Source organism: Enterobacter sp. 200527-13 (assembly GCF_027924865.1).
Taxonomy (GTDB): domain Bacteria; phylum Pseudomonadota; class Gammaproteobacteria; order Enterobacterales; family Enterobacteriaceae; genus Enterobacter; species Enterobacter ludwigii.
Map to the genome: position 1 here is coordinate 83983 of NZ_BSCM01000003.1, position 13019 is coordinate 97001.

At 53.9% G+C, this 13019-nt stretch carries 9 protein-coding genes; 3 read left to right on the forward strand and 6 right to left on the reverse strand.

The genetic code is table 11. The features are described 5' to 3' along the window. Positions 1 to 52 precede the first annotated feature (52 nt). The 4 genes from lpdA to pdhR all read right to left on the reverse strand — a co-directional run bounded on the left by lpdA (position 53) and on the right by pdhR (position 7137). A complete protein-coding gene (lpdA, locus tag QMG44_RS12520) occupies positions 53 to 1477 on the reverse strand; it encodes a dihydrolipoyl dehydrogenase (RefSeq protein WP_020882589.1) in 1425 nt (474 codons plus the stop codon). 198 nt (positions 1478 to 1675) lie between these two features. Beyond that, positions 1676 to 3571 (reverse strand): pyruvate dehydrogenase complex dihydrolipoyllysine-residue acetyltransferase, encoded by a 1896-nt coding sequence (aceF, locus tag QMG44_RS12525; RefSeq protein WP_014168654.1) that lies wholly within the window; start codon positions 3569 to 3571, stop codon positions 1676 to 1678. A 14-nt stretch (positions 3572 to 3585) separates the two neighbouring features. Continuing rightward, a complete protein-coding gene (gene aceE / locus QMG44_RS12530) occupies positions 3586 to 6249 on the reverse strand; it encodes a pyruvate dehydrogenase (acetyl-transferring), homodimeric type (protein WP_014168653.1) in 2664 nt (887 codons plus the stop codon). 123 nt (positions 6250 to 6372) lie between these two features. Beyond that, a complete protein-coding gene (gene pdhR / locus QMG44_RS12535; RefSeq protein WP_013095596.1) occupies positions 6373 to 7137 on the reverse strand; it encodes a pyruvate dehydrogenase complex transcriptional repressor PdhR in 765 nt (254 codons plus the stop codon). Between the two features lie 537 nt (positions 7138 to 7674). Here pdhR and aroP point away from each other — a divergent pair. The 3 genes from aroP (at position 7675) to QMG44_RS12550 (ending at position 11568) form a co-directional block, all read left to right on the forward strand. Beyond that, on the forward strand, positions 7675 to 9045 hold the full coding sequence (gene aroP, locus QMG44_RS12540) for an aromatic amino acid transporter AroP (RefSeq protein ID WP_014168651.1): 1371 nt from the start codon (positions 7675 to 7677) through the stop codon (positions 9043 to 9045). A gap of 164 nt (positions 9046 to 9209) precedes the next feature. Further along, on the forward strand, positions 9210 to 10607 hold the full coding sequence (locus QMG44_RS12545) for a glycoside-pentoside-hexuronide (GPH):cation symporter (RefSeq protein WP_014168649.1): 1398 nt from the start codon (positions 9210 to 9212) through the stop codon (positions 10605 to 10607). A gap of 10 nt (positions 10608 to 10617) precedes the next feature. Further along, positions 10618 to 11568, forward strand: a complete 951-nt coding sequence (locus QMG44_RS12550; protein WP_086463028.1) for a family 43 glycosylhydrolase — start codon at positions 10618 to 10620, stop codon at positions 11566 to 11568. Between the two features lie 18 nt (positions 11569 to 11586). Here QMG44_RS12550 and ampE read toward each other — a convergent pair whose 3' ends face one another. Further along, on the reverse strand, positions 11587 to 12441 hold the full coding sequence (gene ampE / locus QMG44_RS12555) for a beta-lactamase regulator AmpE (RefSeq protein ID WP_025205391.1): 855 nt from the start codon (positions 12439 to 12441) through the stop codon (positions 11587 to 11589). 9 nt (positions 12442 to 12450) lie between these two features. Next, the gene (gene ampD, locus QMG44_RS12560; protein WP_047356983.1) at positions 12451 to 13002 is read right to left on the reverse strand and encodes a 1,6-anhydro-N-acetylmuramyl-L-alanine amidase AmpD; all 552 of its coding nucleotides are present in this window, start codon (positions 13000 to 13002) and stop codon (positions 12451 to 12453) included. Positions 13003 to 13019 lie beyond the last annotated feature (17 nt).

The following is a 13019-nucleotide window of genomic DNA, read 5'->3' on the forward strand; positions in this document are numbered from 1 at the left end:
GCAGGCAAAAAAAAACGCCTCCGGAGGAGGCGTTTCGCAATCATGAAGAAACTTATTTCTTCTTCGCTTTCGCGTTAGGCAGGTCGGTGATGCTACCTTCGAACACTTCTGCCGCCAGGCCAACAGACTCGTGCAGAGTCGGGTGAGCGTGGATAGTCAGCGCGATGTCTTCAGCGTCACAACCCATTTCGATAGCCAGACCGATTTCACCCAGCAGCTCGCCGCCGTTGGTACCGACAATCGCACCACCGATCACACGGTGAGTCTCTTTGTCGAAGATCAGTTTGGTCATACCGTCTGCGCAGTCGGAAGCGATAGCACGGCCAGAAGCAGCCCACGGGAAGGTGGCGGTTTCGTAGCTGATGCCTTTCTCTTTCGCTTCTTTCTCAGTCAGACCCACCCATGCCACTTCTGGCTCGGTGTAAGCGATAGATGGGATCACTTTCGGATCGAAGTAGTGTTTCATGCCGGCGATAACTTCAGCGGCAACGTGACCTTCGTGAACACCTTTGTGCGCCAGCATTGGCTGACCGACGATATCGCCGATAGCAAAGATGTGCGGCACGTTGGTGCGCAGCTGTTTGTCAACGCGGATGAAGCCACGGTCGTCCACTTCCACGCCAGCTTTGCCCGCGTCGAGGTTTTTACCGTTCGGCACACGGCCGATAGCCACCAGCACGGCGTCGTAACGCTGTGGTTCGGCAGGGGCTTTTTTGCCTTCCATGGAAACGTAAATACCGTCTTCTTTTGCTTCAACGGCAGTCACTTTAGTTTCCAGCATCAGGTTGAATTTCTTGCTGATACGTTTGGTGAAGACTTTAACGATGTCTTTATCGGCCGCCGGGATTACCTGGTCGAACATTTCAACCACGTCGATCTCTGAACCCAGCGCATGGTACACGGTACCCATTTCCAGACCGATGATACCGCCACCCATAACCAGCATACGCTTAGGTACGGATTTCAGCTCCAGCGCATCGGTGGAATCCCACACGCGTGGATCTTCATGTGGAATGAATGGCAGCTGAATTGGACGGGAACCCGCAGCGATGATCGCATTGTCGAAGTTGATAACGGTTTTGCCGTTTTCGCCTTCCACTTCCAGGGTGTTCGCGCCGGTGAATTTACCCAGACCGTTTACCACTTTCACTTTACGGCCTTTGGCCATACCTGCCAGACCACCGGTCAGCTGAGTGATAACTTTCTCTTTCCAGGTACGAATCTTGTCGATATCGGTTTTCGGCTCGCCGAAGACGATACCGTGTTCAGCCAGTGCTTTGGCTTCTTCGATAACTTTCGCAACGTGCAGCAGAGCTTTAGAAGGGATACAGCCTACGTTCAGGCAAACACCACCGAGGGTGTTGTAGCGTTCTACGATTACGGTTTCCAGACCTAAATCAGCGCAACGGAAGGCAGCAGAGTAACCCGCCGGGCCTGCCCCAAGTACCACGACCTGAGTTTTGATTTCAGTACTCATCATGACCTCTTATTGATTTCCGGCGGTCCAGGTACTTGTCGCCCTTCATCCACCGGGACGTTCTATCCGCCCGCAGTTTACAAAATTGTTAACAATTTTGAAACAACAAACGGCTCACGAATTGTCGCTTTTCGCCAATAACCTCACAGACCACATGAGATTAACAGAAAAAAGCCGGCCGACTGGCCGGCTTTTCGATTACATCACCAGGCGGCGAATGTCGCTCAGGGTGTTGTTGATGATGGTGATGAAACGCGCACCATCAGCACCGTCGATCACGCGGTGGTCGAAGGACAGAGAGATTGGCATCATCAGACGCGGCACGAACTCTTTGCCATTCCATACCGGTTCCATCGCGGACTTGGACACACCGAGGATAGCCACTTCCGGCGCGTTAACAATCGGTGCGAAGTGGGTAGTACCCAGGCCGCCGATGCTGGAGATAGTAAAGCAGCCGCCCTGCATTTCGCCGGCAGTCAGCTTACCATCACGCGCTTTTTTGGAGATGGTGGTCAGTTCACGGGACAGCTCAGTGATGCTCTTCTTGTTCACGTCTTTAAAGACCGGAACAACCAGACCATTTGGCGTATCAACCGCAACACCGATATTGATGTATTTCTTCAGCGTCAGCTTCTGGCCATCTTCGGACAGGGAGCTGTTGAAGCGTGGCATCTGCTCAAGCGCCGCAGCAACGGCTTTCATGATGAAGACGACTGGGGTGAATTTCACGTCCAGTTTACGCTTCTCAGCTTCGGCATTCTGCTGTTTACGGAACGCTTCCAGATCGGTGATATCCGTTTTGTCGAAGTGCGTAACGTGCGGGATCATCACCCAGTTACGGCTCAGGTTGGCACCCGAGATTTTCTGGATACGACCCAGTTCCACTTCTTCGATTTCACCGAACTTGCTGAAGTCCACTTTCGGCCATGGCAGCATGCCCGGGATACCGCCGCCAGCGGCAGCAGCAGGGGCAGCTTCAGCGCGTTTCACCGCGTCTTTCACATAGGCCTGAACGTCTTCGCGCAGGATCCGACCTTTACGGCCAGTCCCTTTCACTTTCGCCAGGTTTACACCGAATTCGCGCGCCAGGCGACGAATCAGTGGCGTAGCGTGAACGTAAGCGTCGTTCTCAGCGAACTCAGATTTACCTTCTGCTTTTGCAGCAGGGGCAGCAGCAGGTTTAGCCGCCTGAGCCGGTGCAGCGGCAGGTGCTGGTGCAGCAGCGGCAGCCGGAGCAGCAGCTGGCGCAGCGCCTTCCACTTCGAAGACCATGATCAGAGAGCCCGTAGACACTTTGTCGCCGGTGCTGATTTTGATCTCTTTAACGGTACCCGCGAATGGCGCGGGTACTTCCATAGACGCTTTGTCGCCTTCAACGGTGATCAGTGACTGTTCAGCAGCAACTTTGTCGCCCACTTTCACCATCACTTCGGTGACTTCAACTTCGTCACCGCCGATGTCAGGTACGTTGACATCTTTCGCACCGCCAGCAGCAGGTGCAGCGGCCGGCGCTGGCGCAGCAGCCTGAGCAGGCGCGGCAGCAGGTGCAGCACCTGCCACTTCGAAGATCATGATCAGAGAGCCGGTAGAAACTTTGTCACCGGTGTTGATCTTGATCTCTTTAACCGTACCCGCGAATGGCGCCGGCACTTCCATAGAGGCTTTGTCGCCTTCTACGGTGATCAGGGACTGCTCAGCCGTAACGCTATCGCCCACTTTCACCAGGATTTCAGTGACTTCAACTTCGTCACCGCCGATGTCAGGCACGTTGACTTCTTTTGCCGCAGCAGCTGCTGGTGCAGCAGCCGCAGGAGCAGCTTCTTTCTTCTCTTCCTGCGCAGGTGCAGCAGCAGCTGCACCGTCGGCGGAATCGAAAATCATGATCAGTTTGCCAGTCTCGGTTTTATCGCCAACAGAGACTTTGATCTCTTTAACGATGCCAGCCTGAGGAGACGGAACTTCCATAGAGGCTTTATCGCCTTCTACAGTGATCAGCGACTGTTCAGCTTCAACTTTGTCGCCCACTTTGACCAGGATCTCGGTGATTTCAACTTCATCAGCCCCGATGTCCGGTACTTTGATTTCGATAGCCATTCTTCTTTTACCTCTTACGCCAGACGCGGGTTAACTTTATCTGCATCGATGTTGAATTTGGTGATTGCGTCCGCAACCACTTTCTTATCGATTTCGCCACGTTTAGCCAGTTCGCCCAGTGCTGCTACAACCACGTAAGATGCATCCACTTCGAAGTGGTGACGCAGGTTTTCGCGGCTGTCAGAACGACCGAAGCCGTCAGTACCCAGTACGCGGTAATCATCAGCCGGTACGTAAGTACGAACCTGCTCAGCGAACAGTTTCATATAGTCAGTAGACGCAACCGCAGGCGCGTCGTTCATCACCTGAGCGATGTATGGAACGCGTGGCGTTTCCATTGGGTGCAGCATGTTCCAGCGCTCACAATCCTGGCCATCACGCGCCAGTTCAGTGAAGGACGTTACGCTGTACACGTCAGAGCCAACGCCGTAGTCGTTCGCCAGGATCTGTGCCGCTTCACGTACGTGACGCAGGATAGAACCGGAGCCCAGCAGCTGAACTTTACCTTTACTACCTGCAACGGTTTCGAGTTTGTAGATACCTTTACGGATACCTTCCTCGGCACCTGCTGGCATGGCCGGCATGTGGTAGTTTTCGTTCAGCGTGGTGATGTAGTAGTAAATGTTCTCTTGCGCTTCACCGTACATGCGCTGCAGACCGTCATGCATGATGACTGCCACTTCGTACGCGTAAGACGGGTCGTAAGAAATACAGTTAGGGATAGTCAGAGACTGAATATGGCTGTGACCATCTTCGTGCTGCAGACCTTCACCATTCAGGGTCGTACGACCAGAAGTACCACCGATCAGGAAGCCGCGAGCCTGCTGGTCGCCTGCCTGCCAGCACAGGTCACCGATACGCTGGAACCCGAACATGGAGTAGTAAATGTAGAACGGGATCATCGGCAGGTTGTTGGTGCTGTAAGAGGTCGCAGCAGCCAGCCAGGATGCGCCTGCGCCCAGCTCGTTGATACCTTCCTGCAGGATCTGACCTTTCTCGTCTTCTTTGTAGTAAGCAACCTGTTCACGGTCCTGCGGGGTGTACTGCTGGCCGTTCGGGCTGTAAATACCGATCTGACGGAACAGACCTTCCATACCGAAAGTACGCGCTTCGTCGGCAATGATTGGAACCAGACGATCTTTGATCGACTTGTTCTTCAGCATCACGTTCAGGGCACGAACGAAAGCGATAGTGGTAGAGATCTCTTTGTTCTGCTCTTCCAGCAACTGAGAGAAATCTTCCAGCGCTGGCAGTTCCAGCTTCTCGGTGAAGTTAGGCTGACGAGCTGGCAGGTAGCCTTTCAGCGCCTGACGACGTTCGTGCAGGTACTTATGCTCTTCAGAACCTTCAGGGAAGGTGATGTAAGACAGGTTTTCTACCTGCTCATCGGTCACTGGAACGTTGAAACGGTCGCGGATATAACGCACGCCGTCCATGTTCATTTTCTTAACCTGGTGAGCGATGTTTTTACCTTCTGCGGTATCACCCATGCCGTAACCTTTGATGGTATGGGCCAGGATTACAGTCGCTTTACCTTTGGTTTCACGCGCTTTTTTCAGTGCAGCGTAAATTTTCTTCGGATCGTGGCCGCCACGGTTCAGAGCCCAGATCTGTTCGTCAGTCCAGTCTGCAACCAGTGCTGCGGTTTCAGGATATTTACCGAAGAAGTGCTCACGAACGTAGGCACCGTCTTTGGATTTGAAGGTCTGGTAGTCACCGTCAACGGTTTCGTTCATCAGCTGGATCAGTTTACCGCTGGTGTCTTTACGCAGCAGTTCGTCCCAACGGGAACCCCACATCACTTTGATCACGTTCCAGCCAGCACCGGCGAAGATGCCTTCCAGTTCGTTGATGATCTTGCCGTTACCGGTTACCGGACCATCCAGACGCTGCAGGTTACAGTTGATGATGAAGCACAGGTTGTCCAGTTTCTCACGGGTCGCAATGGTGATTGCGCCTTTCGATTCTGGCTCATCCATCTCGCCATCGCCCAGGAAGGCGTAGACGGTCTGTTCAGAGGTGTCTTTCAGACCACGGTGTTCCAGATATTTCAGGAATTTAGCCTGATAGATAGCACCGATTGGGCCCAGACCCATGGATACTGTCGGGAACTGCCAGAATTCTGGCATCAGTTTAGGGTGTGGGTAAGAAGACAGACCTTTACCGTGAACTTCCTGACGGAAGTTGTTCATCTGCTCTTCAGTCAGACGACCTTCCAGGAATGCACGTGCATAGATGCCCGGAGAGATGTGGCCCTGGAAGTACACCAGATCGCCGCCGTCTTTCTCGTTAGCTGCACGGAAGAAGTGGTTGAAACACACTTCGTAAACGGTCGCAGAAGACTGGAAGGACGCCATGTGGCCACCCAGCTCCAGGTCTTTCTTGGACGCGCGCAGAACGGTCATGATGGCGTTCCAGCGGATTGCAGAACGGATACGGCGTTCCAGATCCAGATTGCCCGGGTATTCCGGTTCGTCTTCAACGGCAATCGTGTTTACGTAGTTGCTAGCCCCTGCACCTGAAGCAACCTTCACACCGCCTTTGCGGGCTTCAGAAAGCAGCTGATCAATCAGATACTGAGCACGCTCAACACCTTCTTCACGGATGACCGATTCGATCGCCTGTAGCCAGTCGCGAGTTTCGATCGGATCCACGTCATTTTGGAGACGTTCTGACATGGGGGTATTCCTTATCTATCTAATACGTTGATTTGTCTGGAACCTGTCCCATTGTGCTCTTGGGCAAGAACACAATAAGACAGGTTCTGCGTTTAGTTGCCGCGCTCTAAAAAACCCTGGCGCTTAATCCTTTCGTTGCTGTATGCGGCGTAATGAACGTTCGCGACGCGATTGTTCACGGCTGCGGTCCAGCAAGATTTCCTCAATGAAAGCCAGATGTCGGTGCGACGCTTCGCGCGCCTGCTCCGGTTCCCCGGCCATTATCGCCTCGAATACTCGGGTGCGATGGTTGCTTACCAATGGGAGCATGTCCCGACGGGCATACAACAATTCAAAATTCTGACGAACGTTCTGGGCCAGCATCGGCTCCATGCAGCGTAGCAGATGGAGGAGCACAACATTGTGTGCAGCTTCGGTGACGGCGATTTGATACTGGACAACGGCATTGGACTCGGCGTCTAAATCGCCGGATTGCTGTGCCCGTTCAATGGCCTGATGAAGTTCGCGGATACGCACGCGATCTTCATCAGTGCTACGAAGTGCGGCGTAATAGGCCGCGATACCTTCTAGCGCGTGACGGGTCTCAAGCAGATCAAACTGGGATTCTGGGTGGTCAGAGAGAAGTTCTACCAGCGGATCGCTGAAGCTCTGCCACAGGCTGTTTTGCACAAAGGTTCCGCCGCCCTGGCGACGAAGCAGCAAGCCCTTTGCTTCGAGACGTTGAATCGCCTCACGCAGAGAGGGACGTGAAACGTCGAACTGTTTTGCCAGCTCGCGTTCTGGCGGAAGTTTCTCACCCGGGCGCAGTGTCCCTTCGAGGATTAAAAACTCCAGCTGCTGCTCAATCACATCAGATAGTTTTGGTTGGCGAATTTTGCTGTAGGCCATATTCCCTGTCTTACGCCTTTTTGCCCGGAGTCAATTGGTCTTACCAATTTCAAGTTCGTATCGCTAAAGTAACAAAGTATTCACCTTCTGTCCATATTGGTTTTGATTGAAATCAGTAAACCCTGCACATTTTAACAACCTTACAGAAATAACGTTTCAGAAATGTAACTTCGCACAAATGAGTTAGTTACTCCCTTAGTGGGAGTTTTAACCTTAATGAACCGAGGGTTTTTGCAATCTGAAGCGATTCAACAACGCAAAATATGAAATTTTGCCCACTTACGGAGCATTTCTATTCTATAGGTTGGGGTATGAAGGGTTAGCGGGGTGATTTACAAATGCTTTCTTTTTATTCAACTCGTCATCGCCCCGTCATAAAGCAGGTGCAATCGCTGGCGCTTACCACTATTCTGGCGCTTACGGAAGACATCTCCGCTTTTTTCGGTCTCATTGACTGTAAAGAAATAAATACAGAAAACGGATATTCATAATTACACACGCGTCGCGTGAACATAACAACCACACACGAGGTTTCAAATGGAAGCTCAACAGCACGGCGATCAGCTAAAGCGCGGTCTGAAGAACCGCCATATACAGCTAATCGCACTGGGCGGTGCTATTGGCACTGGACTGTTTCTGGGAAGTGCATCCGTTATCCAGTCTGCCGGTCCCGGCATTATTTTGGGTTACGCCATTGCCGGTTTTATCGCTTTTCTGATTATGCGCCAGTTAGGTGAAATGGTCGTTGAAGAGCCGGTTGCGGGCTCTTTCAGCCACTTTGCCTATAAGTACTGGGGCAGTTTCGCCGGTTTCGCGTCAGGCTGGAACTACTGGGTGTTGTACGTTCTGGTTGCCATGGCTGAACTGACCGCCGTCGGGAAATACATTCAGTTCTGGTACCCGGAGATCCCCACCTGGGCTTCTGCTGCGGCCTTCTTCGTCATCATTAACGCCATCAACCTCACCAACGTTAAAGTCTTCGGTGAGATGGAGTTCTGGTTTGCCATCATCAAAGTGGTTGCCGTCGTGGCGATGATCATCTTTGGCGGCTGGCTGCTGTTTAGCGGCAACGGTGGCCCGCAGGCCACGGTACGCAACCTCTGGGAACAGGGCGGCTTCCTGCCTCACGGCATGACGGGCCTCGTGATGATGATGGCAATCATTATGTTCTCCTTTGGTGGTCTGGAGCTGGTCGGCATCACCGCAGCTGAAGCCGACAACCCGGAACAGAGCATCCCGAAAGCGACCAACCAGGTTATCTACCGTATTCTGATTTTCTATGTGGGCTCACTGGCCGTTCTGCTCTCTCTGCTGCCGTGGACGCGCGTTACTGCAGACACCAGCCCGTTTGTCCTGATTTTCCACGAGCTGGGCGATACCGTCGTGGCGAATGCGCTCAACATCGTGGTGCTGACAGCGGCGCTGTCGGTCTATAACAGCTGCGTATACTGCAACAGCCGTATGCTGTTCGGCCTGGCCCAGCAGGGTAACGCGCCGAAGATGCTGCTCAACGTCGATAAGCGTGGCGTTCCGGTGAACACCATCATCGTTTCGGCGATCGTAACGGCGCTGTGTGTCCTGATTAACTATCTGGCACCGGAATCGGCGTTTGGCCTGCTAATGGCGCTGGTGGTCTCTGCCCTGGTTATCAACTGGGCGATGATCAGCCTGGCACACATCAAGTTCCGCCGTGCCAAGCATCAGCAGGGTGTGAAGACTCGCTTCCCTGCCCTGCTCTATCCGCTGGGCAACTGGATCTGTCTGCTGTTTATGGCGGGAGTGCTGGTCATCATGCTGCTGACCCCGGGTATGGCAATCTCGGTGTACCTGATCCCAGTCTGGGTTGCCGTTCTTGGTATCGGCTATCTGTTTAGCCAGAAAAGCCGCAACGCCCTGAAAGCTCACTAAGTCTCCCCCGCGGTATCTGCGTTTTGCAGGTACCGCGTGTTGTTACCTCCCTCACAGTTTCACGCCAACAGCGCATTTATCCATACCACCGCCCTGATACTGCAACGCATATATTCGTTTGCCAGCAAATAATTCTCTCCATACCGTAACCCGGAGAGCAGTCTATGGATAACGCTAAACTGTCAGTAAAAGAAAAGATCGGCTATGGGATGGGCGATGCAGGTTGCAACATCATCTTTGGCGCCATCATGTTGTTTGTTAATTATTTTTATACCGATATTTTTGGCCTGGCGCCTGCACTGGTTGGCGTACTGCTGCTGTCTGTCCGCGTAATTGATGCCGTAACGGATCCGATTATGGGGGCCATCGCCGACCGTACCCGCAGTAAATATGGCCGGTTTCGTCCATGGCTGCTGTGGATTGCCTTTCCCTATGCGCTGTTCAGCATCCTGATGTTCACCACACCAGAGTGGAGCTACAACAGCAAAGTTATCTATGCCTTCGTCACCTATTTCCTGCTCTCTTTAACCTATACGGCAATCAACATTCCTTACTGCTCGTTAGGCGGCGTGATTACCAACGATCCGCAGGAACGTGTTGCCTGCCAGTCCTATCGCTTTGTGCTGGTAGGTATCGCCACGCTGCTGCTGTCGCTGACGCTGTTACCGATGGCCGACTGGTTTGGTGGTGACAACAAAGCCAAAGGCTACCAGATGGCAATGACCGTGCTGGCGCTGATTGGTACCGGTATGTTTCTGTTCTGTTTCTATACCGTTCGCGAGCGTGTACGCCCGGCGGTACAGACTCATGACGAGCTGAAAAACGACCTGAAAGACGTGTGGAAGAACGACCAGTGGGTGCGCATTCTGCTGCTGACCCTGTGCAACGTGTGCCCGGGCTTTATCCGCATGGCGGCCACGATGTACTACGTGACCTGGGTTATGGGCCAGAGTACCCATTTCGCCACGCTGTTTATCAGCCTGGGCGTGGTTGGCATGATGCTCGGCAGTATGCTGGCGAAAGTCCTCACCGACCGCTGGTGTAAGTTGAAAGTGTTCTTCTGGACCAACATCGTGCTGGCGATTTTCTCCTGCGCCTTCTATTTCTTCGATCCGAAAGCCACGGTCACCATTGTGGTGCTCTACTTCCTGCTGAACATCCTGCACCAGATCCCGTCTCCGCTGCACTGGTCGCTGATGGCCGACGTCGATGACTACGGTGAGTGGAAAACCGGTAAGCGCATCACCGGGATCAGCTTCTCCGGTAACATCTTCTTCCTCAAACTGGGGCTGGCGATTGCCGGTGCGATGGTTGGTTTCCTGCTCTCCTGGTACGGTTATGACGCGGGGGCGAAAGCGCAAAGTCCGGATGCCATCAACGGCATTGTATTGCTGTTTACCGTGATTCCGGGCGTCGGGTATCTCATTACCGCAGGCGTGGTACGTCTGCTGAAGGTTGACCGCGAAACGATGAAGCAGATCCAGGAAGACCTCGAGAAGCGTCGCAACAATTATCGCGAGCTGAATAATTATCAGGAACTCAAAGCCGCTGAGACGAAATAAGGAAAGCCGAATGCACACCTGGCCAAACCCGTTTATTGAACAACGTGCCGACCCCTATATTCTGCACCACGAGGGGCTGTACTACTTTATCGCCTCCGTGCCGCAGTACGACAGGCTCGAGATCCGTCGCGCCGACTCGCTGGAAGGACTACGCGATGCCGAAGAGGTCGTGGTCTGGCGTAAACCGGAGACCGGGCCGATGAGCCAGCTGATCTGGGCACCGGAACTGCACCACATTGACGGTAAGTGGTATATCTATTTTGCCGCCACCCATACCCAGTCGCTGGATAGCCTCGGTATGTTCCAGCACCGTATGTTTGCGCTGGAGTGTGCGGACCACGATCCCCTCACCGGGACGTGGATCGAGAAAGGCCAGATTACCACCCCGTTCGACACCTTCGCACTGGACGCCACCACGTTCGTTCATCAGGGAAAACGCTGGTATTTGTGGGCACAAAAAGCCCCGGATATCGCCGGAAACTCCAACCTCTATCTGTGCGAAATGGCGAATCCGTGGACGCTCAAAGGCGAGCCGGTGATGCTCAGTAAACCGGAGTATGACTGGGAGTGCCGCGGATTTTGGGTCAACGAAGGTCCGGCAGTGCTGTTTCACGAAGATAAGTTGTTTATCAGCTACTCCGCCAGCGCTACGGATGAGAACTATTGCATGGGGTTACTGTGGATAGACATGAACGCCGATCCGCAAAATCCGGCGAACTGGCATAAAGCGTCGCGTCCGGTTTTCCGAACCAGCGTCGAGAATCGTCAGTTTGGGCCCGGGCATAACAGCTTTACGCAAACGCCGGAGGGAGAGGACGTGCTGGTCTACCACGCGCGAAACTACACCGAGATTGAAGGCGACCCGCTCTATGACCCGAATCGTCACACGCGTCTGAAACACGTGCGCTGGGACGAAAACGGGATGCCTGACTTTGGCATCCCGCCTGCTGATACGCTCTGACCGGTACGGCGCGCTGGCTTAGACCAGCGTGCCGTAAATGGTCAGCAACGCCACGACCACGACCACCACAAATGACGTTTTCTTCGCCATGGAGACGGCCGCTTTCGGCGTTTCAATCTTGTCGGTATGCGGCTCACGCGCCAGCGAGAACTGCGCCAGACGTGTTAACACCTGATACTGAGACGTGTGGCGGTCGGCAAGCGAAGCAAACCATGCCGGCAGCGCTTTTTCACCGTGGCCAATTAACGCATAAACGACGCCCACCAGACGTACCGGGAGCCAGTCCAGCACATGCAGAATGGCATCGATTCCCGACAATAAACGTTCATGCGGGGTAAGGTAACGGGCAAGCCAGGTCTGCCAGGCGCGCAGAAACGCATAGCCCATCAGCAGTACCGGCCCCCACGGACCGCCCACTACAAACCAGAACAGCGGTGCCAGGTAGTAACGGAAGTTGATCCACAGCAGCGCATTTTGCAGTTCGCGCAAAAATTCACGCTCATCGCAATCCGGCGGCACGCCGTGGATCATCGTCAGCTCACTCGCCATGGCGCCCCGCGCATGGGCATCGTCACGGGATGCGGCTTTCAGATAGGCGTGGTAGTGCATACGCACCTTGCCCGCGCCAATACAGAGCACGCCAAGCAGGATCCACACCACCAGCAGCGGCACGTTGAAAAAGAGGCCGTAAAGCGAACGCAGCAGTAAAAACGTTATAACCATCACGCCAGCGGTCATCAGCAGCGTGCGCAGCATGGAAAAATGTTTAATCCGGCGGAAAAGCACCTCCAGCCGGTGATCCAGATGCCAGTGCTCACCGAGTTTGAACAGGCGTTCAGCGATGATAACCAGCAGCATGGTAAACAACGTCATGTTATCTCCTTATTCTGACGACGCGGTAAGCATGGCGCGAAACCGGGGCCAGTCAAAAGCCGGGCCGGGATCGGTTTTTCTCGCCGGGGCAATATCGCTGTGTCCCGTAATATTCCCGGCTATCGCGGGATAGAGCTCGATCAGCGTTTGGGTTACAGCCACCAACTGTTGATACTGTGAATCGGTGTAGGGGGTGGTGTCAGTGCCTTCCAGCTCAATCCCGATGGAAAAATCATTGCAGCGTTCGCGTCCCTGGTACATCGACACGCCGGCATGCCAGGCGCGCTTATCAAAAGGGACGTACTGAACCACTTCGCCGTCGCGACGGATCAGACAGTGAGCCGACACGCGCAGATGCGCAATCTCAGCAAAGAAAGGATGGGCATCAGGATCCAGGGTCCCCGTGAATAACGCGTCGATCCACGGGCCGCCAAACTCACCCGGCGGGAGACTGATATTATGAACAACCAGCAGTGTGGGCTTTTCATCCTCCGGGCGGCAGTCGTGGTGCGGCGAGGGCACATGCCGCGCATCCACCAGCCATCCGTTTTCTAACAACATGCTGGAACTCCTTATGT